The sequence below is a fragment of the Pseudozobellia sp. WGM2 genome (assembly GCF_017810075.1).
Lineage (GTDB): Bacteria > Bacteroidota > Bacteroidia > Flavobacteriales > Flavobacteriaceae > JADNYK01.
The window spans coordinates 180,744-204,159 of record NZ_JADNYK010000005.1; the positions used below are offsets into that span (position 1 = coordinate 180,744).

The 23,416-nt window shown below is 37.9% G+C and carries 18 protein-coding genes and 1 other RNA gene; 8 read left to right on the forward strand and 11 right to left on the reverse strand.

What is annotated here, in order from left to right:
* Both IV512_RS13445 and IV512_RS13450 read left to right on the forward strand, forming a co-directional pair.
* Positions 1–2,310 (forward strand): DUF262 domain-containing protein, encoded by a 2,310-nt coding sequence (locus IV512_RS13445; protein ID WP_209404204.1) that lies wholly within the window; start codon positions 1–3, stop codon positions 2,308–2,310.
* A complete protein-coding gene (locus IV512_RS13450; protein WP_209404206.1) occupies positions 2,303–5,374 on the forward strand; it encodes a type I restriction endonuclease subunit R in 3,072 nt (1,023 codons plus the stop codon). Before IV512_RS13445 ends, IV512_RS13450 begins: the two co-directional genes overlap by 8 nt.
* A gap of 402 nt (positions 5,375–5,776) precedes the next feature.
* On the opposite strand, the gene ssrA is transcribed toward IV512_RS13450, so the two are convergent.
* Positions 5,777–6,176: a transfer-messenger RNA gene (gene ssrA, locus IV512_RS13455) on the reverse strand.
* Positions 6,177–6,499: 323 nt separating this feature from the next.
* Between ssrA and IV512_RS13460 the strand changes: the two genes are divergently transcribed.
* Positions 6,500–7,705 (forward strand): NAD(P)-dependent oxidoreductase, encoded by a 1,206-nt coding sequence (locus IV512_RS13460; protein ID WP_209404208.1) that lies wholly within the window; start codon positions 6,500–6,502, stop codon positions 7,703–7,705.
* 710 nt (positions 7,706–8,415) lie between these two features.
* Here the strand turns inward: IV512_RS13460 and IV512_RS13465 are convergent.
* A complete protein-coding gene (locus IV512_RS13465) occupies positions 8,416–9,807 on the reverse strand; it encodes a sulfatase (protein ID WP_209404210.1) in 1,392 nt (463 codons plus the stop codon).
* Between the two features lie 273 nt (positions 9,808–10,080).
* Between IV512_RS13465 and IV512_RS13470 the strand changes: the two genes are divergently transcribed.
* On the forward strand, positions 10,081–10,347 hold the full coding sequence (locus IV512_RS13470; RefSeq protein WP_209404212.1) for a hypothetical protein: 267 nt from the start codon (positions 10,081–10,083) through the stop codon (positions 10,345–10,347).
* Positions 10,348–10,351: 4 nt separating this feature from the next.
* Here the strand turns inward: IV512_RS13470 and IV512_RS13475 are convergent, their stop codons facing one another.
* From IV512_RS13475 to IV512_RS13490, 4 genes are all read right to left on the reverse strand, one after another.
* Complete coding sequence (locus IV512_RS13475) at positions 10,352–11,473, reverse strand: Sb-PDE family phosphodiesterase (RefSeq protein WP_209404213.1); 1,122 nt, start codon at positions 11,471–11,473, stop codon at positions 10,352–10,354.
* 79 nt (positions 11,474–11,552) lie between these two features.
* A complete protein-coding gene (locus tag IV512_RS13480; RefSeq protein ID WP_209404215.1) occupies positions 11,553–12,473 on the reverse strand; it encodes a phospholipase A in 921 nt (306 codons plus the stop codon).
* A 94-nt stretch (positions 12,474–12,567) separates the two neighbouring features.
* Positions 12,568–13,302, reverse strand: a complete 735-nt coding sequence (locus IV512_RS13485; protein WP_209404217.1) for a LytTR family DNA-binding domain-containing protein — start codon at positions 13,300–13,302, stop codon at positions 12,568–12,570.
* Between the two features lie 2 nt (positions 13,303–13,304).
* Positions 13,305–15,266, reverse strand: a complete 1,962-nt coding sequence (locus IV512_RS13490) for a sensor histidine kinase (RefSeq protein WP_209404219.1) — start codon at positions 15,264–15,266, stop codon at positions 13,305–13,307.
* Between the two features lie 253 nt (positions 15,267–15,519).
* Here IV512_RS13490 and IV512_RS13495 point away from each other — a divergent pair, with 253 nt between their 5' ends.
* The 3 genes from IV512_RS13495 (at position 15,520) to IV512_RS13505 (ending at position 17,565) form a co-directional block, all read left to right on the forward strand.
* On the forward strand, positions 15,520–16,011 hold the full coding sequence (locus IV512_RS13495; protein WP_209404221.1) for an ester cyclase: 492 nt from the start codon (positions 15,520–15,522) through the stop codon (positions 16,009–16,011).
* 36 nt (positions 16,012–16,047) lie between these two features.
* Positions 16,048–16,983 carry a nuclear transport factor 2 family protein gene (locus IV512_RS13500; protein ID WP_209404223.1) on the forward strand — a complete coding sequence of 312 codons (936 nt, stop codon included), beginning with the start codon at positions 16,048–16,050 and terminating at the stop codon, positions 16,981–16,983.
* A 180-nt stretch (positions 16,984–17,163) separates the two neighbouring features.
* Positions 17,164–17,565, forward strand: coding sequence for a DUF1801 domain-containing protein (locus IV512_RS13505; RefSeq protein ID WP_371743298.1), 402 nt, complete (start codon positions 17,164–17,166; stop codon positions 17,563–17,565).
* Positions 17,566–17,619: 54 nt separating this feature from the next.
* Here IV512_RS13505 and IV512_RS13510 read toward each other — a convergent pair whose 3' ends face one another.
* Both IV512_RS13510 and IV512_RS13515 read right to left on the reverse strand, forming a co-directional pair.
* Entirely contained in the window at positions 17,620–19,224 is a 1,605-nt protein-coding gene (locus IV512_RS13510) for a sulfatase (RefSeq protein ID WP_209404225.1), read from the reverse strand.
* 121 nt (positions 19,225–19,345) lie between these two features.
* Positions 19,346–20,575: a mechanosensitive ion channel gene (locus IV512_RS13515; protein WP_209404227.1), complete on the reverse strand. Its 1,230-nt coding sequence runs from the start codon at positions 20,573–20,575 to the stop codon at positions 19,346–19,348.
* A gap of 176 nt (positions 20,576–20,751) precedes the next feature.
* On the opposite strand from IV512_RS13515, the gene IV512_RS13520 reads away from it, so the two are divergent.
* Positions 20,752–21,180, forward strand: a complete 429-nt coding sequence (locus tag IV512_RS13520) for a hypothetical protein (protein WP_209404229.1) — start codon at positions 20,752–20,754, stop codon at positions 21,178–21,180.
* Positions 21,181–21,210: 30 nt separating this feature from the next.
* Here IV512_RS13520 and IV512_RS13525 read toward each other — a convergent pair whose 3' ends face one another.
* From IV512_RS13525 to IV512_RS20065, 3 genes are read right to left on the reverse strand one after another with little or no spacing between them, the layout of a single operon-like run.
* Positions 21,211–22,770, reverse strand: a complete 1,560-nt coding sequence (locus tag IV512_RS13525) for a PepSY domain-containing protein (protein WP_209404231.1) — start codon at positions 22,768–22,770, stop codon at positions 21,211–21,213.
* Positions 22,767–23,069 carry a hypothetical protein gene (locus IV512_RS13530; protein WP_209404247.1) on the reverse strand — a complete coding sequence of 101 codons (303 nt, stop codon included), beginning with the start codon at positions 23,067–23,069 and terminating at the stop codon, positions 22,767–22,769. The genes IV512_RS13525 and IV512_RS13530 overlap by 4 nt, the downstream gene beginning before the upstream one ends.
* Positions 23,069–23,401, reverse strand: a complete 333-nt coding sequence (locus IV512_RS20065; RefSeq protein WP_371743299.1) for a DUF3325 family protein — start codon at positions 23,399–23,401, stop codon at positions 23,069–23,071. The genes IV512_RS13530 and IV512_RS20065 overlap by 1 nt, the downstream gene beginning before the upstream one ends.
* Between the last annotated feature and the right edge of the window lie 15 nt (positions 23,402–23,416).

Sequence of the window (23,416 nt, forward strand, 5' to 3'; positions counted from 1 at the left end):
ATGAAAGAAGGAATTTATAATACGTTTTGGAAAATAATAGAGCAATGTAGAATTGAAATACCAATTATACAAAGAGATTATACCTATGGCAGAAAAACAGCTGCCACAATAAAAGAAAAGATTGTAAAAGATATCTTCAACGCTTTAGAAAAAGAGGACAGCTTTTTACATCTCGATTTCATTTACGGAAAATTAGTAGGTAAAGAAAATTTAAGTGCTTTTGAAAGAAACAAGACAAACATAAAAGCACTACTTAAAACCATACAATCGTACGCATTAGAATTAGAGGTTGCTATTGATTATAATTTAGTAGAACAAACCAAAGAAGAAGCAGTAAAAATTACTTTTATTCCATTAGACGGTCAGCAAAGATTAACCACTTTGTTTTTAGTGCATTGGTATTTGGTACAATACCTAAAACTAAAAGATGAACTAAATAGTTTAAACAAGTTTTCATACGCTACTAGAGTTGGAGCAAAAGATTTTTGCCAATTAATAACTACTACATTATTTGATTTTTCTAAATCGGAAATGTTAGCAAGTGAATTGATTTCTAATAACGAAAATTATTATTCAGATTGGATAAAAGACCCAACTGTTATTAGTATGCTTTCTGTAATAGATGAAATAGACAAAGTTTTTAAAGGTTCAGAATCAAGGTTTGATAATTATTGGGTTTCTTTAACTGAAAATAACAAAATAACGTTCGACTTTTTCGATTTAGACGATTTTGAACTTACCGATGAGTTGTATATAAAAATGAATGCAAGAGGTAAGAAACTTACCAATTTTGAAAATTTTAAAGCTTGGTTAATAAAAGAATGTAGCGATAATATTACAATTAATAATTGGAAGAGTAATTTCGATATAAAATGGAACGATATTTTTTGGGACAGAAAACCAATTGAACAGGCAACGGTAGATATTGAATACTTAAACTATTTTAAAACACTATTTCTTGGAGATTATTTAAAAGCATTTGGCAATAACAATCCAAACCTAAATTTTGATGAAATTAAAACCGAGATAGGTGTTTTAAGAAATCCAGAATCTAACCCAATTCCATACTTCAACAACGCTAATTTCTTTGCTTCTAGAATTAATAATTATTTACAAATTCTCGATGTTTTTGAATTAACAACATTAAAAACTTTAGATAGTACCGCTTCTAAATATATTTCTAAATATATAAGCAAACCCATTTCTAAATTTATCTTTAATAATGATGATGTAGAAAAAATGACCTGGTGGGATATAACTCTAAATTATGCCATTTTAAATTACATAAATAAAAGAAGCGGAATAGATGAAGCTTTTTATCAATGGTTAAGGGTTATTGCAAACTTAATTTATAATACGCCAATTGAAAGTCCGAAATTGTTTGTTGAAGCATCACAAGCTATTGATAAGTTAATTGATGCTATCGGTAATAACGATTCTGTTTACGCTGTAATCCAAGATTTAAAAGCAAAAGACATAGATTTTTTTACTACTACTCAAGTAGAAGAGGAAATATATAAGTCTAAAATAATAAAGGCAGACTCAAATTGGGAAAACAGTTTATTGGTAGCTGAGAACAATAAATACTTCTTTGGACAAATTGGTTTCATATTTAACTTACTGGAAAAAGAAGAGTTATTAGTTGAATCTTTTGATAATGTAAGCTCAAAAGTCTCTGCTTTGTTCTCAAAAGAAGTACTTAACGACAAGTCTTTACTTTTAATTAGAACTCTATTAACACAAGGTAATTGTTTTACTCAAAGTGGACGAAACTTGGTGTTTTATGCTAATATATCAGGAACACTAAGAAATAGAAATGAAAACTGGAGACGATTCTTTAAAAACAAGCTTGATTTTATAAATAAAATAATCAACCATTCACTCTTTAATAAGCTAGATATAATTGCAAGCTTAAATGAGATAATTGAATTAGAAACAAAAACATTAAAACAGGAGTATTTAGTAAAGTTAATTCAAAACCCAAGGTTACTTGATTATGCTAAAAAAAGATGCCTTCGTAAAATTAATGAAGGCTATTATATTTTGGGAAGTTCAAGAATTTCAGGATATCACGTTGAATTATATACTTACGATTGGTATATAAAGAATAAGAAAAAAGGAATTGAATATATTTCAGTAAAAAATGAAGATGACTTACCATACATTAAAATTAAAACTATAAGCACATATTTTAAAATAGAGCTGGATAGTGAAACAGCTGAATTTGATTTGGTTGATGAACACAACACCTATATTGATAGTTTTTCAACAATTAATGAAGCATATAATAAAATTGATAAAGATGCATAGCCAAACCAACGAACAAGCTTTAGAAGCGTCCATAGAGAAAATATTAACCGGTACTTGTCTAGAAGAACTTAAAGTTCAAGGTGTTGGCGTAGATGAAGTAAACGAAGATGCTGCTATTTATCAAACCGGTAAAGGATATTATATTGGACAGCCATCTAATTTTGATTCACGTTTTGCTATTGACGAGCAATTCTTTTGGGACTTTTTACAAAGCACGCAAAAAGAAGAATTAGAAAAACTACAAAAGCAAAATGATTGGAAATTAAAAATTCTTAATCGTTATGATCGTCTGGTAAAGAAATATGGTATTCTGCATTTGTTGAAAAAAGGTTTGCAAGTAGATGATGCAAATTTCACTTTATTTTATCAACTACCATTAGCCAGTAGTAGTAAAACCATCAAAGATAGGTTTGAACAAAATCGTTTTAGTGTTACTCGCCAACTACGGTATAGTATAGACAACCCAAGAGAAGAAATAGACTTGGTATTATTTATTAATGGCTTGCCACTAGTTACAATGGAACTTAAAAATCATTGGACAGGTCAAAATGCCAAAGTACATGGACAACACCAATACATGTATAAGCGAGACACCAAACAACCCTTACTAAACTTTGCTCGTTGCATTGTTCACTTTGCTGTTGATACCGATGACGCATATATGACCACAAAGTTGAATGGCAAAAACACCTTTTTCTTACCATTCAATAAAGGAAACAAACATGGTAAGGGCAACCCAGAAGTTAGTAAAGGAGAAATAGGGCATAGAACAAACTATTTATGGAACAATGTCTTTACCCGAGAAAGCTTAGCAAATATTGTACAGCATTTTGTAAGATTAGATGGTAAGAAAAAAGACCCTTTACAGAGTAAAACCTTATTCTTTCCCAGATATCATCAAATGGATGTGGTTAGAAAAATTATTGCAGATGCTAGTGAAAAAGGTGTTGGGCAAACTTATTTAGTACAACATTCCGCAGGATCAGGAAAGTCTAATTCTATTACTTGGGCAGCCTATCAATTAATTGAAACATATCCTGAAAGTGAGCATACCCCTGGTAACAGAGGATTGGAAAAACCGCTATTTGATTCTGTTATAGTTGTTACCGACAGACGTTTGTTAGACAAACAAATAAGAGAAAATATTGCCGATTTTTCAGAAGTTAAAAATATTATCGCTCCAGCTTTTTCTTCAAAAGAATTGAGATCCAGTTTAGAGGAAGGAAAAAAAATCATCATCACAACCATACAAAAATTTCCGTTTATCATTGATGGTATAGCTGATTTAAGTGATAAACGTTTTGCCGTAATTATAGATGAGGCTCATAGTAGTCAAAGCGGTACAGCTCATGATAGTATGAATACAGCCATGGGGCAAAAAATTAATGAAGAAGAAGAATTGGATGCGCAAGATAAAATTGTAAAAGCCATGGAATCTCGCAAAATGCGAGGCAACGCATCCTATTTAGCATTTACTGCAACCCCAAAACCCATAACCCTAGAAAAATTTGGAGTACAACAGGAAGATGGAAGCTTTAAGCCTTTTCACTTATACTCCATGAAACAGGCTATAGAAGAAGGTTTTATTCTAGATGTTCTTGCAAATTACACAACTTTAAAAAGTTATTACGAAATAGAAAAGTCGATTGAAGAAAATCCTCTTTTTGATAATATGAAGGCGCAAAAAAAATTGCGTGCGTTTGTTGAACAACACCAACAAACCATAAATACCAAAGCCGAAATTATCTTAGACCATTTTATACCAAAAGTTGTTAATACCAAAAAACTTAAAGGCAAAGCAAAGGCAATGGTCATTACCCAGAGTATAGAATCTGCCATAAGATATTTTAAAGCCTTACAGCGCATTTTAATGGATAAGGGCAATCCTTTTAAAATTGCCATTGCCTTTTCTGGAACCAAAATGGTAGATGGTATAGAATATACCGAAGCAGAAATGAACGGTTTTTCAGAGAAAGATACCAAAGACAAATTTGATGAGGACGAGTATAGAATTTTGGTAGTTGCCAATAAATATCTAACCGGCTTTGACCAACCAAAATTGAGCGCAATGTACGTAGACAAAAAACTACAAGGTGTTCTTGCTGTTCAAGCATTATCACGTTTAAATAGGTCTGCTAACAAATTAGGAAAGAAAACAGAAGATTTATTCGTGCTTGACTTCTTTAACTCGACCGATGATATTAAAAACTCTTTTGACCCCTTTTATACTGCAACCTCGTTAAGCGGTGCTACCGATGTAAATATATTGCATGAATTAAAAGATGTCTTAGATGATGTAGGTGTCTATGAATGGGTGGAAGTAGAAGAATTTAATGAAAAGTTCTTTAATAAAGTAGATGCACAAGAATTAAGTCCATTAACAGAACGTGCAGCAGAACGCTTTATACGGGAGTTAGAACTAGAAGATCACGACAAGGCAGATTTTAAAATTAAAGCCAAACAGTTCGTTAAAATATACGGTCAAATGGCTGCCATAATGCCGTACCAAATAGTAGATTGGGAAAAACTCTTTTGGATTCTTAAATTCCTGATTCCGAAACTTCCAATTAAAAATCAAGACATAGATACGCTTGATGAGCTGTTAGAGTCTGTAGATTTATCTACTTACGGCTTAGAACGTGTCCGTTTGAACGAATCAATAGGATTAGATGATTCTGAAAGTTCTGTAGACCCACAAAACCCTAACCCAAGAGGAGCGCACGGTCAAGATGTTGATAAGGACCCTTTAGAAATGATAATACAATCTTTTAACGAACGATGGTTTCAAGGATGGGATGCTACGCCAGAAGACCAAAGAGTTAAATTTATTGGCTTAACGAAATCAATACAAGCACACCCAGACTTTCAACCGAAAGTAGTGGAGAATACAGATGAACAAACCAAAGATTTAGCTTTTAAGAAAATTCTAGATGATGTGATGTCTCAACAACGAAGACAAGAACTAGACTTATATCGTTTGTATGCAAAAGATGAAACTTTCTATAGAGCCTTTTTTGACACTATGAAGAGAATGGCGGGTAGTAATCTGAGAGAAGGGATATAATGAAACTTATATATCTTTTGTAAATCAACACTTTACACTTGAAAACTTCGCTGCTTTGTAGTCTTCAGTTAATTGCTCAAAACCGCAAAGTCATTCTGTGGTTTCATAAGTATTGTGGAGCCGGAGACGCCCGAGCGTTAAAAAAAAGGTCTTGTAGACCTTTTTAGCGAAGGGGTGAGTTGGCGCGCTGGCCTTCGAACCCTGTAGGCGAAACGAAAAAAGCCACCCGAAAAGGTGGCTTATTTTGTGGAGCCGGAGGATTACCTGTGGTGTTCCCTAAGTCTTCAGTCCTGCAAATACAACTGCCTGTCTTTTTAAGACAGGTGTCCAAAAACAAGAAGACCCAATCAAGTAAACTTGTTGGGTCTATTCTGTTTTTATTCACAACGCAGTTGTGAGTGATCGTGGAGCCGGAGGGATTCGAACCCTCGTCCAAACAAGCAACGTCAAAGCTTTCTACATGTTTAGTTTCCGATTAATTTTCGATGCATGCCTGACCGGAAACGGCCTAACATACACTTAGCTTCTTAAGGTTTTGGTGGCAACGCCGAAGCTACGCTGCCCTTGTGTTGACTTTTATGGTGCCTCTAGATGAACCGCCGTCAACAAGGGCTGTTCAGAGACATCTCGCTTTCCGACCTTGTCGGAACGAGGCATAACCTTACTATAATTCAGGTTACGCGGCAAGAGCGTAATTAGATTCGCCAATTAAAAAGTGTGAAGTATGATATTAACGAGCTGTACCCCAGCGCTCGACATGCTTACATTGCCATTGGTCTCGCTGTCAAAACCAGTCGGCCCCATAATGAGCTGGCAAATCATAATCTGCCGGTTACCCATTTTATTTTCAAAGAACTACTTCGTTGCACTTAGCGCAATTGCAGTATGGGCGTTTCCCTTTCTCGGTCGAGCCTCAAAAGGGTCGGGCTATTCGCTTTTACTCCTCGGCCGCATTCGTCCTGCGGGGTAACCGCTACTATCCCTAACGCGGGTCGCCTCGTTGAAATCAATCTCTAAAAGACAACCACCCTTATAATTTTATAAGAAGACGGCAAAGCTAGCAAAAAGTTTGTCCACTGCCGCAATTCCGAGTAATTTAGGCAAAATTTATACCAAAGCCCGTTTATGAAATTCGGAATCATTCAAGAACGTAAAAATCCGCCCGATAGGCGTGTGGTGCTGTCTCCCACAGCCTGCCAAAAAGTCGTTAAAAAATTCAAGAAGGCCGAAATTATCGTAGAACCCTCGCCTATAAGAACCTATTCCGATACCGATTATCAAAATGCAGGTATCGAGGTCGCCTCAAAGATGGAAGAATGCGATGTGCTTCTTGGTGTGAAAGAAGTGCCTATCGAACACCTAGTTCCGAATAAAAAATACTTTTTCTTCTCCCACACCATCAAAAAGCAACCGTACAATCGTGACCTGTTGCAGGCCGTTCTCGAAAAGAACATCGAACTCTACGACCATGAGGTGATCACCGACCAAAACGAGCAACGGTTAGTGGCCTTTGGCCGATATGCCGGTATCGTTGGGGCCTATAACGGTTTTCGGGCATTCGGACTCAAATATGATAGTTTTAAGTTGCCTAAGGCAGAAACTTTGCCCGATCAAAAAGCATTGATTGCCGAGCTTAGAAAAATAACCCTGCCGAATATCAAAATATTATTGACCGGTAAGGGTAGGGTAGGTAACGGATCAAAAGAAATGCTCGATGCCATGGGGCTTAAAAAGGTAAATGTTGCAGAGTACCTTAAAGATGATTTTAACGAAGCTGTTTATTGCCAAATCGATGCCTCGGAGTACAACAAACGTAAAGACGGGGTACGTGGCAATAAGGCCGATTTTTTTGCTAATCCGCAGGAGTATAAATCAAATTTTCACCGCTTCACAGAAGTGACCAATTTCTATATCGCAGGTCATTTTTACGGGCAGGGCGCCCCATATCTGTATACTCGAGAAGATGCCAAGCATCCCGATTTTAAAATCAAGGTAGTGGCTGATGTGAGCTGTGATATTGACGGCCCTGTGGCCTCCACAATCAAACCTTCTACGATTGCCGAACCTATTTATGGCTACGACCCACTTACCGAAAAAGAAGTCGATTTCAAGCACGAGAATGCCATTGCGGTTATGGCGGTCGATAATTTACCTTGCGAATTGCCCAAAGATGCCAGTGAAGGTTTCGGAGAAGCCTTTGTAAAAAATGTGATTCCCGCTTTTTTCAACGGAGATAAAGACGGAGTGCTAGAAAGGGGCCGCATGACCCAAAATGGAAAATTAACGCCTAGGTTTTCTTATTTACAGGACTATGTAGAGGGTAAGAATTAGTTTTGGGTTTCTCTTTATTAGGTCTTGAAACTTCGTTTCAATTCCTCACAAACGGATAATTTGAACGCTCCCTTACTTTGCGTTCTAGTCGTCCAATTTTATGAGGCCGTTTTGCCACTGTTATCGTAATGTTGGGTAAACCTCTTTGCCCTGGCAAAAGCTTTCTGGCGCTGCGGGTATGAAAAAGCGTGGATTGGAAAAAAGAATAAATCAGCCTAGTGTTTTATTGGAAACTGAATTCTTCTCATCCTTCATTTTGTCTTGAAACAAAACGAAGCAAAAATTCAAGGCTGCATAAAATTAGGACGGAACGCTTCGTACGGTCGCTAAATTCTCCTAACTTCTTGAAACTTCGTTTCAATTCCCCACAAACGGATAATTTGAACGCTCCTTTACTTTGCGTTCTAGTCGTCCAATTTTATGAGGCCGTTCTGCCACTGACGATGTTCAAAAGTGGGGACCGACATTTCCCGCGCTTCAATGGGAAATTTTCCCTTTGTCCGTGATGGGCTTGTCCAAATAAATGAATGGCAAGGCGATGAAAAAGTGGTTGGCCAAGTGTGTGTTGCGTCCTATTCACGAACAACATCCAGTAGAAAATATGATTATTTGTATTCAGCAATTTATATTTTACTAACTACTAACTACTAACTACTAACTACTAACTACTAACTACTAACTACTAACTACTAACTACTAACTACTAACTACTAACCTCCATACTCAATCTCTAAATCATTTGTTCGTACGGCTTCCAATTTTTCTTTAAGCTTTGTTTGAAAGAAGGCTACGGTATCCCCATAGACAGGATTTTTAGCCAAATTGGTGTACTGTTTGGGGTCTTTGTTCATATCGTAAAGTTCGATACCCGAAGCGGCATCCTCATCATATTGAATAAATGCCCAATCGTCATTTCTGAGTAAAAACGATTTTCCGCCTTGCGATACAGAAAAGGCCATATCTCGTACTTCACTGGTGGGATCGTTCAAACTTTTAACCAAAGATTTCCCCTGTAAAGTAGGGGAATGTTTTATTTGCGTCAGCTCGGCAAGGGTAGGATATAGGTCGATCAATTCGGCGAACGAATGACAGACTGCGGCTTCCTTTCCCGGTACTTTGATCAATAGGGGTACTTGTACAGATTCTTCGTGCAAGCTTACCTTCATCCAAAAATCATGCTCATCTAAATGAAAACCGTGGTCTGAGGTAAAGATCACAATAGTATTTTCATCTAAGCCCTCGGTTTTTACGGCATCTAAAACCTTCCCCACTTGAGCATCCATATACGATACGGAAGCATAGTAGGCGGATAAAGCCTTTTTCTGTTGTTCCAAACTCATTTTGCCGTTCACGGAAGTCACGTAATTAATGCCACGCTCGGGAATGTCATCCCAGTCACCTTTCACCTTTTTGGGGAGCTCCATTCCCTCATAAGGGTAAGGCTCAAAATAGGTTTTGGGTGCTACAAAAGGTACGTGCGGCCTTACAAATCCTACGGCAAGAAAAAAGCTGGTGTCCCTATATTTTTTAAGCAATTCAACTGCTTTCTTGGCAGTTTTTCCATCTGAATGGATTAAATCGTCCCCTTCGGCCTTTGCAATGGTCATTACATTTCCGCCTTTCACAGGTAGTGCCCCATCAGGGTTACCTTGAACCAATTCGCCCTCACCCTTCGCTTTCCATTCGGGCCCAGGGCTATTAAACTTTTCGTTCCATGAAGCAGGGTCATCTTTGCCATCACTTCCTTTTTCAATATCCCCGGGTACGCCCATATGGTAAATCTTGCTTACGCGAGCGGAAACATATCCGTTCTCCTTAAAAAGCTCGGGAAGCATTTTTCTGTCCGGTCCAATATTTTCCCTGCCGCTCACATAGCCATAGGTGGTGGTCGCGTTGGGATAATAGCCCGATAACATGGAAGCCCGGGAAGGCCCGCAGACAGGGTATTGGCTATAGGCACGGGTGTAAAGCACACTTTCTTGTGCCAGCTTATCTATATTCGGACTGATTTTCAAATCGTTACCATAGCAAGAAAGTGCCGTGGTAGTCAAATCATCTACTATGATGAAAAGTACGTTCATCGGCTTTTCCTTTTCAGACATTTCAGTTTTACATCCCGTTAGTAGACAAGAAAAGGTAAAAAAGAAGATAATGACGTTTTTCACTGTTGCTAATTTGTTGAGAGTTATGTAAATCAAATTTTTCGGCTTATTAAATCTTAATAATTTATACGCCCATAGTTCAAGTGGCGAATCGTTAGGTGTATTTGGTGATTAACTTATCCGATAAAACCTACAAAGTAAAATTTTCATTGATTAATTGTAAATTTAATGTAAAGTTTTAAATATCTTGCATGGCTTCTTAAAACGAAAACTATGACAATCAACTGGATTTTGGGTGATGAAGTTGAGGAAACCTTACATCATTATTGTGTCGAGCTAGAATACAAATTAAGACCTAAAATTGTCAAGTTTCTTATTTCCCGTTTAGATCCCGATTCTTCAGTCGATTTTTCATGCTTTCAATTTGATATTGACGTTGAGGGCCGTAGTATCGGAATATCGAACACCACACCACACCGATATTACAGTTTGATCGAGGCCGATTTTCCAAAGCCGATTTTAGAATTCACTAAAATATAAGGGCTTAGTTCACTTCTATATTCCATTCAATTACCGGGTGAATTTTTGGGGCCGTATAGCAGCCTAGGGCTTTTAGTTGTAAGGTGATGCTCTCTTTGGCTTCCAAAGTTTTGATCATCAGTTTTTTGGTCTTGCCGGCTTCAATTTCAAAAACAGGAGAACTACTGTAGAAAGTGTACTCCATCTCATTTTCGAAGAGTAGGTCGCTACTACTGTTGTTTTTGAGTTCTACCTCCATAATCTGGGTCTTGTTGATATAGGTAGCCTTTACGATTTCAATACTGGCCTTTACTAATGGTTTTAGATATTCTTCCTTTCCTACCAATAAATCGTTATAGACGGCAACCGTTCGACCTGCGAACAATGCTTCTTGTAAGCTTGCTTGGCTCTTTTCTTTGGCAAAGACCAAAGTAATGGGGCGATGGTTGCCTTTCTCGGTATAATCCCAATCGATGAGTCCGTGAATATCGCTGGTTCCCATAATCGTTAAATTATGTTCTAAGGCCAAAGCAAGTGATTCTTCGGCGTAATCGGTGGTATTGATGACTTCGATACCGTGTAATTCCCCTTTTTCAATACGCTTTTTTTGAAAATCGCTGAGTATAGGGTTGCCTTTCGGGGTCTGGGCGTACCAAGCGGGGTGGTTCCAAAAGACAAAAGCATTTTGTTTTTTCGCCTCTGAGAAAGATTTCTCGGCCTTGTCGACCAGCAATTTATTGGCATCTTGAATAAAAACCGCATTGTTGTGACCTACCGGGGCTGACCTGGTGATTTCTGAACCGTGAATTATCATAAGGCCATGTTCTTCGGCTTCTTTCATCGCCCTGACCAGCTCATAAGAACGGTTTCGGTCAGGGTGTGGAATATCTTCTGAGTGGGGTTGATACTCTAAATGTTCGGTCAAAGAAATAGCATCTAAATTTTCACGAAGCGCTTCTTGCACCCGAATGGTCGGCCAGACATTACCATCGGAGAAGACCGTATGCATATGCAAATCGACTTTTAAGGTTCTGTAGCCTTCTATATTTGGGTAGGTGAGGGGTTGTGCACCTGCGTGGGAGTGGTCTTGAGCAGTTAGGTTAAAGATGGTGAAAATAATAATGAAAGAGAGCAATTGGTTTTTCATGGTAATTGGTTTTTGCCAAATGTAAAGAAAATGCCCAATTTTGAAAGGTATAATCGATGGCCATCAGGTTAAGTAATGGTTAATTGATCAGCGAAACCCCAAGCCCGATGGTGGTCTGTCGGTGGTTGTAATCAATTAAACTTTCACCATACCCATCAAAAACCTGAATATGTCCGCTAAAATTTTTGACAATAGGGAAAGTCCAGTTCAGCTGTACGCTTCCTCTACTTTTCGCGCCAAATTTCATGGAGTGTCTTCCGATGGCAGAAAAACGCTGTCGCCCTAAATCGTAGCTTACCTGAGCTTCGGCTCTGCCTATATAGTCTGAAATCTCAGGGTTGTCGTCGTTGCTTCCTCCCAATCGAAACCAATTTTTAAGCATGATTTGCCATGGTCCGCGCTCAAGACCTGCATGAAAGCTCAAACGGTTCCAGCTTCTTGAAATCGGATCCGACCTTCCGTTACTTTCATGAATAAAAGCCCCGCCGACCATTTTTCCATCAAAACCTAACAAAGAATAGTTCAATGGAAAATTCAGTATAATCTCTGGTTCATAATTGGTTTCCCTAAAAGGTCTAGATAATTTTTTGTTGTAAATCTGCCAATATGCCCGTTGTGAAAAAGCAGCCCATACATCGGCCCTGCCCCAGAGTACATCATGAAAAACTTTAGTTTTGAGGCTGAGTTGAAATTTTGATTCAACCACGTTGAGGTCAACAGGTTCTGGTAAGGTATTTTCAAGGTTCTCGCTGCGAGGGTTCTTATTCGTATCCGAAGAAAATTTACCGACCATAAAATAAACGGGTTTATAAGAGGTAACCAAAAAGGTGCCTCGGTGGTGGGCATCATCAAGTTCCCAAAGTTCAGAGAGGCTTTTACTGTTCTTAAAAATCCAATCTTTCTCAATATTGTCTTGAGCTTGACCGCAAGTTGGTAGGGTAAGAAGTGTAAATATTATAAGTGACGCTTTTAAAACAAGCTTCTTCGGTACTGGCTGCATACAAGTAAAATTTTCTACTTGTTGCAAAAATATACATTTGATACACTTTGTAGACCCAGCCTCAAGTTGTTTAAGACAACTTTAATTAACGCATTTAAATAGTTTGTATTCGGTTGAACAAAGTCGTTTTATATGATTTGCTTAGGGGTACCGACTTTTTGTTGATCACCAAGTGGTCGTCGGCAATAGAGTCAAGCTTCATAATGTTTACAATATAAGAGCGATGAACCCGTATAAAATTGGAAGCTGGCAGGCGTTCTTGCAGTGTCTTAAGGGGGTAGCTCAAAACAAAACTTCCGGAGTTTGTTTTTAAACAACAATAGTTTCGGTCGGCCACTATATAATGAATGTTATCAAATAACAATTTTTGCATCTGCCCGTTATGCCTTATAAATATACGGTCATCCATAACATTCAATTCAGAGAAAGACGTCTGATCAAGGGGCTGTTCTCTATTTAACTGGTCAGCGACCAATTCAACTGTTCTATGCAGATTTAATTTATTAAAGGGTTTGGTAATAAATGCTTTAGGTTTGGTTTTTTTCGCTTTGGCAAAGGTGGCCTCATCTGCATTGGCGGTTAAATAAATAATGGGGGTATTTCTAATCTGCTGAATGGCGCTAGCAGTTTGAATACCATCAATTTTTCCTTTAAGGTTAATATCTAACAACAGTATATCAGGTGCATTTTTTTCGGCAAACACGATAGCTTCTTCACCTCGAGCAACGACACCTATGACCTCATAACCTAAAGTGGAAAGCTGTAATGAGATATTTGCAGCAATAATCATATCATCTTCCACTATAAGTATTCTAATTTTGTCTTGCATGGTCATGCAGCTTTAGTAAGTTGAAATTGAATGGATATTGCTGTTCCCTTATTTACGTTTAGCAATATTTTGCCGTCAAGCTGTTTGGTAAGCAGTTCTATCAACTGTGTACCGAACCCCGTACCGTTATTCTGAACCTCAAGTGGTTTGCCAATACCATTGTCTATCACATCTAATCTAAGTTTAGAACCTACCTCTTTAAGACTGATGGTAATTTTACCCTTTCTTCCATCAGGGAAGGCGTATTTTAGAGAATTGGTAAACAGCTCGTTAACAATAAGCCCCACAGGTATGGCCATATCAACTTCTAGTTCGAGCGGTTTCATATCTGCATTTAATTCGACAAGGTCACTAGCTCCGTAGGCATCGATGATATATTCGCCCAACTTTAAAAAATAACTCTTCATCTCGACGGCCGCTAAATTTTCACCCGTATATAATTTTTGATGTATCAGCCCCATACTTTGCACCCTATGTTGACTTTCGTTCATGGCCGACAGTATATCTACATTGTCGATACGTGCAGCTTGAAGTGATAGTAAACTTGACACTATTTCAAGATTGTTCTTTACCCTATGATGTATTTCTTTGAGCAAGAACTCTTTTTCTTCGTTTTGCTTTTTCAGTATTTTGTTGACCTTAAATTTATTTTGGATGGTTTTATAGGCAAGCAAGAGCAGTAAAAATAGCAGTCCGGTTATAACTATAATTAACTTTTGAGTGGTTTGTTGTTTGGATATAAAGACTTCTTGAGAGCGGATTTTATTTTCTTTATCCGCTACTTCAAATTCAGTTCTTAGTAACGATATTCTATTATCGGCCTCAGCCGTAAAAACAGTTTCTTTGAGTGTATCATATTGCGCAAAAGCCCTGTAGGCTTCTTTGTATTGGTGATTTCCGGCATAGGCCCTTCCCAGTGCTTCATAAGCCATACTCAAGTGAAAAGCATCTCCGAAGTTATCAGTTGCCGTAGTAATCGATTGTTTTAAATGGTCGATGGCCAAACTATAGTGGCCTTGTAGGTTCTTGACCTTGCCTAGCGATAACCAACTTCGCATGACCATAAAATTGTTATCCAATAATTCTGCATACTTCAACGCATTGATGCCGGCCTTTTCTGCCTCTTCAAGTTCGTTCAGATTGGCGTACACTTCTAACATTACGATGTAGGCATCACTTAGGTTATTGTAAAAACCATAGCGTTCGCCAATGGTAATGGAATGTCGTAAATAATTCAATGCCTTTTCATGCTCTTCTAATGATAAATAGTTGCTGGCCACTACAAAGAGAGTGAAATCATAATCGAGATCGTTGATACCGCGCTCTTCGTAGAGCGCTAATGATTTAAGGCCGTACTCAAGACCCGCATCATATTTTTCCTGTTTCCAAAAGAGGTTGCTTAAATCGCTATAGGCCATAGCTATGGCCCGTTTATCACTCAACTTCTCCCCGACCTTTAAGGCTTCTAGCGCATAGTCCGCAGCTTTTCCTAAAATTCCCCGTCTTTCATAAACGTAGCCTAATTGGGTGTATAGATGAGGCAAATCTTGTTCTTGCACTTTTGTCATTGCACTTTTGAGAATTTTTTCAGCCTCATCTAGCTTTTCCATTCTCAGTAAAATTGCAGCTTCGGTAACCTGAAAGCGACCTTCCCATAATTTATTTTTACCGTTTGCGGTTAGGCGGAGACCGATTTTTGTAAAATCCATCGCTTTGCTCAAATTTCTGGTATGCCAATAGTATGCTAGGTCGTTTAGCATTGAAAACCGGATCGAGTCTTGACGTACTTCAGGATAGGTGTTTTCAAGGATGTCGAGATAAGATGCACCAAAGTTATCAGTATCGACGAACACTCTTTTGTACGATTTTTCAGTGTACAGCTCTAAATTCTGGGAAAAGGACAAACCTCCATTTACGACGGTAAAGGCTAAGAGAAAAACGGTCTTTTGGAAAATTATCCCCATGGTTCGGACTCCTACACATCGGGGGAAATTATGCGAGTATCTAAATGTACAACATTCCGATGAAATTTGGTTCGGTAAATATATATGGGTATCGGGACAGTAAATGATGCCATTCGTCCTTTGGGTTTACCATGGCATGAAACAAATCGATAGTTTCATTTTAAATTAATGTATAAAGTTCCTCCGGTTAATTTGAAAAACATGCCCGCAAAAGGTGGTTATGAAAGTATGCGAACTTATACTAGCTTTTCTTATGATACTTCATCTGTCTTGTAAAGAAGATAACAAAACTTCTTCCGATAGTTCGACTTCTCAGCAGAGAATTATACAGACAAACTTTAAAAGCTTCATAGATATTTCATGGAATGAGAAGAATGTGGATACTCTTACCCATGTGCTGGCTAAAAACTATTTCTGTAACCATAACGGAATTAGAGTAGCTGGCGATCGAAATGAAATGCAAGCTTTTATGAAAACTTACTTTATAGGCTTCCCTGATGCTCGATTTGCAACGGATGCTACCGTAATTAAAAACAAGCAACTTTTTACGCATTGGACGTTTAAAGGAACGAATACCGGTGCGTTTCGACAAATGCCTGCTACAGGAAAAAAAATTAAAATCACTGGGTACGCCACAGTCTATTTTAATGGCGATGGCGAAATCGTACAAGAAGATATTTATTTCAATGAACTTGAATTTCTACAACAGCTCGGTTACACTTTAATCCCACCAATTTTAAAATAATCAGTTAAACCAATTAATAACCTAAACCCTTTAAAAATGAAAAAAGTAATAGTTACACTCGTTTTGATGACCACGGTCATCACCTTTGCCCAAAAGAAAAATGGTACGGTCTATTCAGAACACCCGGCCATAGACTTGGTAGTTGAATTTAATGAAGCATTTGTAAGCGGTGATACCACCAAACTTGCCAGTCTCTTGACCGATGATTTTAAGTCGTATAGAGGGGTTGACGAAAATTTATCTTCTAAAGGCACGGATAAAGCACGTTACGTTAAAAACGCTTATCGTTGGAATGACGAACTTGACTATTTCTCCATTGAGGTTTTTCCAGGGGCCTATTATGATGCTATTGAATATAAAAAAGATAATAAAGACGATGAGGTATGGGTGCAAACCTGGGACCTGCTCAAAGGTATTCATAAAGAGACCGGTGTAAAATTCACTTCGCCTACACATGATCTTGTTTTGGTGACCAAAGACCTAAAAATTAAAACAATTATTCACTATTTCAACCCAAGTATTTTTGACGAAATGCTGAACAGTTTCTCTGAACGTTCAAATGGTACGATTTATATAAACCATGATAACATTAATACCGTTCGCAAAGCAGTGTATGCATTTGAAAATTCAGATTTAGATAAGGCCATCAGTTTTTATAGTGATGATGCTCGATTTTTTAATATCAATGATGATTTTAACACTCCTGACACTAAAGACAAGGTAAAAGAGGTTAGACAAGAGTTTTTGGACAATTTTGAAATTAAGGAAGTTGAAATGATAGGTTACCCCGATTATCTTGAATATGAGTTGGATAATGGGAGGTCGGTACTCTCTTGGTGGAATTTTCATCTTGTTCGTAAGGCCGATAAAAAAGAAATCGTTCTGCCTATGCACATCAATGATGGTTTTGATGAGGAAGGAAAAATTACTAGTGAAGTACTTTATTTCAACAGAACCCTGTTAGAGGAATAATAATCAAAGATTAGCTAAGACTCTTGCCATGCTTTCATAAAAATGTCTCGTCAAATAATGGTTTGAATTAGCTACATACCACAACTGACCGACTTTAGATGGGTCCTGATTTTATAGTTAGGGCCCTTTTTATTACCTCGAAAAAGTTTATTGGAATTATACTAAAATTGAACTCTTGGGATGTTTATATTTGAAACAAATCAATTTATTTTGAACCCTGCGGAAGAATATATTCTAAATCAACCCGAGCCCTACAAAAGTATTTTATTGCATTTGCAGATGACCGTTCAGCGTGTGATACCAGATGTCGAAATGAAGTATAAATGGAGAATTCCATGTTTTTATGTAGGCAAAAGCCCTATCTGCTACCTAAATGCATCGCATAAAGGCAAGTTTGTCGATATCGCTTTCTGGAACTCTGCCCACCTTACCAAGCATTTAGATAAAATGACCACTGAAAAACGTAAAGTGGTGAAATCTCTACGGTATTCATCGTTAAAAGAAATAGAAGATAACGTGCTACAAGAGGTAATCGCCGAGGCTTATGAACTCAGAGCGAATGGTTTTTATACACGCAAATAATTCTCAGGTAGTGTCAGCTTCTGATTTTTATATTTGATTCATTATAACATCAGTTTATTCGATCCACCCATTTGTCTTGTAGAGCTCGATATAACCATTGCTCAGCTCATCTGAATCTTTGTATTTGGTTCTAACCTCCTGTAGTTTGCTCTTCATTTCTTTGACCGTTTCCGCATATTCCGGCTGTCCATACACATTTTTGGTTTCGTTCGGGTCGTTCAGGCGGTCGTACAATTCCCATTCATCGACATCATAATAAAAATGAATCAACTTAAATTCTTGGGTTGCAATACCATAATGTCTTTTTACAGCGTGTTCTCCCGGGTATTCGTAATAATGGTAGTAAACGGCATCCCGTTCCCAAGTTTCTTTCTCACCCTTTAAAAGAGGTAGTAAACTTTCACCCTGCATATCTAATGGAGAAGTTACACCTGCGGCTTCCAAAAGAGTTTGTGCAAAGTCGAGGTTTTGCACCATTTCACTTTCAGTAGTGTTGGGGGTGATAACATTAGGCCATTTAATCAGTAAGGGAGTTTTGAACGACTCATTGTACATAAAACGCTTGTCGAACCAACCGTGTTCCCCTAAATAAAACCCTTGATCAGAGGTGTAAACGACCAAGGTGTTTTCAGATAGGTTCTTTTTATCTAAGTAATTCAGTAGGCGACCCACATTTTCATCTACAGCGGCAATGGTGCCTAGGTAGTCTTGCATATAGCGCTGATATTTCCAAACTGTGAGCGTACTATCGCTCATATTTGGAAAACGCTCAGCGAAATCTTCGGCAATAGGATTGTAAACGGCATCCCATTTTGTTTTTTGGTCCGGATTAAGTCTACCGATACGGTTGCCTATCTGGTTCCAGTTTTTAATGTCCAAGGTTTTGGCTATGCTATCCGGCACTTTCAAGTCGTATGAAACCTGCATGTGTTTCAGGATACCCATTTCAGCAGTAGGTGAAGCTGTGCCCCGTGTTTCGTAATTATCGAAAAGTGTTTCCGGAAGGGGAAAAGATTTTGTCGTAAACTCAGGATAGTGGCGTTCTGCTGGCATCCAAGAACGGTGCGGGGCCTTATGTAGGTACATCAATAAAAAGGGCTTGGCGGTGTCCCGTCTTTTTTCCATCCAATCCAATGTTAAATCGGTGATGATATCAGTAACGTAGCCGGTAATGGTCGTATCACCATTTTGTGTGATAAATTTAGGGTTGTAATAATCTCCTTGACCCGGTAAAATTTTAAACTCGTCAAAGCCTTTTGGGTTATTTCCGAAATGTAATTTTCCGAACATGGCGGTCTGATAGCCAGCCTTCTGTAAAAGCTGCGGAAAAGTGACATTGGTCGTATCGAAAGGCATTCTATTGTCAATCTTTCCGTTGAGGTGCGAGTGCTTTCCCGTAAGAATTACAGCCCGAGATGGGGCGCATATAGAGTTGGTCACGGTGGCATTCGTAAACAACATTCCCTCATGGGCCAGTCTATCGATATTCGGGGTCTGAATCAGCTTATCATCGTAAGCGCTTATGGCTTGGTAGGCATGGTCGTCTGACATGATAAAAACAATGTTCGGACGCTTTTTATCTTCTATTTGTGTTGGTTTTTCGGAGCACGACCAAAGGAGAGAAAAGAGAAGGGGCAGCCCTAAAAATTTGAGGTTCATGGTTTATATTTTAAGTTCGGTTAGTTTGAGGAAACAAGATATCATTTTTTAATTTCCCGAAAACTATAAAACTTAAAAAGCCCCTGAAAAGGGGCTTAATCGTAAAGTTGATTTGTGACTTTTATAAATCTAAACGGCCAGATTCGCCACGCTCTTTATTCGGAGTATTCGAGTTATCTTTTGAGTTTGATTTTAATTTTTGAATGATTTCCTTGAAATGCTCTCCTGCAGCCTCTCTTCCACCAAGTCCGTAACTCAAAGCCACTACTACTGCGATGGCGCCCAATGTTAGACCAAAGGCCAGTTCTACAATTTCATTGGCAATGCCCATAGTTCTTAGTGCAATGGCAATAAATAGCGCTAAAGAAGCATAACGAACAATACCTGCTATAAAGGTATTGCTCTCCGACTTGGTCATAGTATTGTAAATCATAACGGAAATGTAATTACCTATCGCCAAGATTACAAGACCGAATAATATTTGACCGGTTACCTCAAGTACTTGGTTCAGGGTTTCCGTCAGCTGCGTAAGCCCTAAAATTTCTACCGCAGTGGTAATACCAAAAAACACTAAGAAGAAGTAAATAAGATTGGCTACGATTTTAGAAAGTGATTGGCCTGCGCCGATCATATTCTGTATCTGAATCTTTTCAGCGGTGCGGTCTAGCCCTAAACTTTTGAATAGGTCTTCAAGAAACTGTGCCAAGTATTTGCCTCCCCAAATGAAAATAACCAAGATGAGTGATGCGATTATAATTTCACCAATCATTTCTATAAATCCACTTAAAATATTATTAGCGGGACCAGATATGGCATCGAGCTCCAATGCATTGAAAGCTTGGATCAGAAAGGGAATAAAGATGATAATAAATACAACTTTCTTAAGAATGTTGACAATTTTGTCGGTATCCTTAAATTGAGTACGGTCGACCAGTTTATCTAAAAACCCACCTCCAATATTGATAAGGTTGGCCACAAATTTGGCTAATAGATAGCCGACAAAACCTATCAGGCCTGCACCTATCAAGTTGGGTATAAACGACAGAAATTCGCTCAACATGTTTTCTAATGGTGTGAGCACTTGATCTACACCAAGAATTTCTAATACGATCAATAAGACGACAATCATTATAACGTAGTAGAAAATGTTTGCAATAAAGACATTGCTGTCACCAACATCACTGTTTTTAAAGAGTCGTTCGTCCCAAGAGGTTTTTCTAAGCAACCTTACGACAAGAGACTTGATGCCCTTGGCAATTAACCAACCGATCAATAATACTAAAAGGGCACCTAGAATACCGGGAATATATTCCAGTATGTTGTTTGCGAAATGTTCAATTTGAGTTCTCATAAATATTTGAAGATTTGATTTGTAATAATCACAACCTAAGAATTTTACGGACTTTTACATTAGTAAAAACGGTTCAGGTCAATTTTTAAATAGATAGGGTCAATAATAGAGTGTATAACCATTTTCTGGCGCAACCCAATGTTTTGTAATGCATCTCTAAAGAAAAGGAATGACTTATGAGACTTTATTTTCGTTTAGTGATTTTAGTTGTGCTTTTAAGTTTTACCATAGCATGCGATAAAAATCTTGGCACTCCATTGGAAGGTAATAGTCGGTGGATCGGTAAGTGGAAACTCACCGAAGCATATATAAGTGCCGGTGGGCCTCAATATTGGGTCGATGTTGAAAATGGTGAGGAGTTTGAGTTTTTTGAAGATGGTACTTTTAGTTCAGATAGGTTTGATACATGTTCAGAGGGTAGATTTATAATACAGTCGAATGAACTTAGCTTGAAATATGACTGTGATGAGATTGACCGGAAATTTAAAAATGCTGATGGTTTTATAACCTATACTATCGAATTTGAAAACGATTATTTTATTTTAACCCCGTCAAGTGGACCTATTTGTATAGAGGGGTGTTCTTATAAGTACAAAAAGCTATGATACCAATTTTGATAACTTACCAAGAATTCTCTATTTAAAATTTGGGGAGACTGGTTGAGATTTTAGCTTAAAAAATGTTACCCATAGCGCTAACAGCCCCAGAAATAGAAATAATAGGTCAATAAAAAGTATTTCAGTATAACCTTTTGAATAACTTATCCATGGCCAAAAGCCGGTTTTGAAACCATTGGCTATGGGTACACATAGGCTTAAGATTCCGCCAGAAATCAAGCTCCATCTATTCGTGTAATTGATGTTCTTTTTCAACATGAAGAAGATACTCGTGGCCAACCAACTGAAAAAATAGACCTTATATATGAGTGTTTTCTCAGGTTCGAAAAATTTGACCATTAAAAAAGATAGTGCGGTAACAGGAAACATGCTTAGGCAAATGGCCATGTATATATTCGCCACTTGATAATTAAAACGTCTTTTTTTCTCGGTAATATTTTTCTTGTTTCTGGCCACTAGCCATATCATGATACCTGATAGAATTACGATACAAGAAACCAACCCTAACCAAAACGATACGATACGTAGACCTAAACCCCCATAATCACCCAAGTGCAGTCGAAAGAGAACATTTTTTACACCATCTAAATATCTATTGTTCTTTTCGGGAATACGTTCGTCAATGATCTTTTGATCTCTTAATCGATAGATTCGATAGCCGTAGCCGTTAAATTTATCTTTGTAGTTCAAATGACCACTTAGGGCTACATGCATATTGGTATCTCCGTAATTAAAAATATGAACTTCGCCTAACTGAAAGTCTTCCCACTCATATAAAGTCTGCTTTATTAAACCGTTTACGTTAGGGCTAACTTGCAGCGACTCATATTTATACTCAAACACCGGGTGGGTATATTCCAATTCCTCAAAAAGTCTGTTTTGATCACCATTATAAACACCCATTACCGTAGGCAAGATGAGAATACCCTTTAATAAAAAGAATGCACCGGTAACTGCATAAACGAATTGAAACGGAAAGCCGATGAGTCCTAGTGCGGTATGGGCATCCGTCCAAATAGTTTTGATTTTTGCCCATGGTCTGAATACGTAAAAATTACTAACTATTTTATCCCAATGGATCCAAAGACCGGTGAACAGCGCAAATAAAAAGAAGAGAGCTACAAAGCCTGAAAGATATCTGCCGTAGGGGTAGGGTATCTGATCCAGAAAGTGTAACCTATACAAGAACTCTCCCAGTCCATAATTCGAGGCATGCGTAGATTTTGATAGATTATGGGTATCTAAGTAGAAATTGGTTCGCTGTTGAGTTTCTTCGGTACTAAGGGTATCTGCCGAAGCACTTAAATTTACATTTATATTACGCTCGTTATAGTAACGCGAGATTTCTATTTCTCTGCCCTGTAACTCATTTTCACTGGCGATATGTGATATATAACTATCGATATCTTGGGGTAGGGCATCATTGATTTCTATATGGTGACCGCGTTCCCAATTGGTGATTTCGTCACGAAAAAAAGAAAATGAACCAGCGAAAAAGATAACGTAAAGCGCTACACTAATTACAATTCCGCTCACGGTATGCGTATGGAACAATATGTTATAAACCCTTCTCTTCATCGATTTAAGAATTTACCTGTACCCCCCCAATAGGTAAGCGCTATAAAAATAATGCTGACCAAAAGATAGATCCCCCAGGTTTTTAATCCGCTTTTACCCATAAAGGCTACCATCATTAACAATACCCATAAAATAAAGGCCGTAAAGGTGCTGGTAATTATAACCGCAACTCTATCTAACCAAACAGCCAAAGCTAGATGTACTGATATTGAGACTATAAAACCACCTAATATGGCGGCACTAATGGTAGCTATTCGATTACCAATTTTAGGGTTTAGATATTTAGTGTTCGCTGGCATTATAGAAAGAGAATTTCGGTGATAATTACTAGGGCTATAAAAATAAATATCGGTATGGGCCTAATTAGTTTTAGTGGAGCCAGAAGAACAATGAGACTGCCTAAAGTCATAAGTAATATGAAATAAATAAAAACCCCTGAACCATAACCCAATTGATTGATACATATGGCAAGTGCTAGAATCAAAAATGTAAGGCCTACCATCTTGAATGAACCTCGTCGCTGACCAACCCTTTTATATAAACCTATAAAGGAATCTAACTTCATCTTCATGGATGCGACATAATTAAGAAAGAAACCAACGAAAATTAAGATGGTCAAGAGACTCCACATAACGATTTTATTGAT

Coding starts and splice junctions, on each gene's coding strand:
- IV512_RS13500 (WP_209404223.1), top strand. CDS start 16,048: ATGAAAAAAGTAATAGTTACACTCGTTTTGATGACCACGGTCATCACC.
- IV512_RS13475 (WP_209404213.1), bottom strand. CDS start 11,473: ATGAAAAACCAATTGCTCTCTTTCATTATTATTTTCACCATCTTTAAC.
- IV512_RS13460 (WP_209404208.1), top strand. CDS start 6,500: ATGAAATTCGGAATCATTCAAGAACGTAAAAATCCGCCCGATAGGCGT.
- IV512_RS13495 (WP_209404221.1), top strand. CDS start 15,520: ATGATACTTCATCTGTCTTGTAAAGAAGATAACAAAACTTCTTCCGAT.
- IV512_RS13470 (WP_209404212.1), top strand. CDS start 10,081: ATGACAATCAACTGGATTTTGGGTGATGAAGTTGAGGAAACCTTACAT.
- IV512_RS13530 (WP_209404247.1), bottom strand. CDS start 23,069: ATGCCAGCGAACACTAAATATCTAAACCCTAAAATTGGTAATCGAATA.
- IV512_RS13510 (WP_209404225.1), bottom strand. CDS start 19,224: ATGAACCTCAAATTTTTAGGGCTGCCCCTTCTCTTTTCTCTCCTTTGG.
- IV512_RS20065 (WP_371743299.1), bottom strand. CDS start 23,401: ATGTGGAGTCTCTTGACCATCTTAATTTTCGTTGGTTTCTTTCTTAAT.
- IV512_RS13450 (WP_209404206.1), top strand. CDS start 2,303: ATGCATAGCCAAACCAACGAACAAGCTTTAGAAGCGTCCATAGAGAAA.
- IV512_RS13505 (WP_371743298.1), top strand. CDS start 17,164: ATGTTTATATTTGAAACAAATCAATTTATTTTGAACCCTGCGGAAGAA.
- IV512_RS13520 (WP_209404229.1), top strand. CDS start 20,752: ATGAGACTTTATTTTCGTTTAGTGATTTTAGTTGTGCTTTTAAGTTTT.
- IV512_RS13525 (WP_209404231.1), bottom strand. CDS start 22,770: ATGAAGAGAAGGGTTTATAACATATTGTTCCATACGCATACCGTGAGC.
- IV512_RS13480 (WP_209404215.1), bottom strand. CDS start 12,473: ATGCAGCCAGTACCGAAGAAGCTTGTTTTAAAAGCGTCACTTATAATA.
- IV512_RS13490 (WP_209404219.1), bottom strand. CDS start 15,266: ATGGGGATAATTTTCCAAAAGACCGTTTTTCTCTTAGCCTTTACCGTC.
- IV512_RS13445 (WP_209404204.1), top strand. CDS start 1: ATGAAAGAAGGAATTTATAATACGTTTTGGAAAATAATAGAGCAATGT.
- IV512_RS13515 (WP_209404227.1), bottom strand. CDS start 20,575: ATGAGAACTCAAATTGAACATTTCGCAAACAACATACTGGAATATATT.
- IV512_RS13465 (WP_209404210.1), bottom strand. CDS start 9,807: ATGTCTGAAAAGGAAAAGCCGATGAACGTACTTTTCATCATAGTAGAT.
- IV512_RS13485 (WP_209404217.1), bottom strand. CDS start 13,302: ATGCAAGACAAAATTAGAATACTTATAGTGGAAGATGATATGATTATT.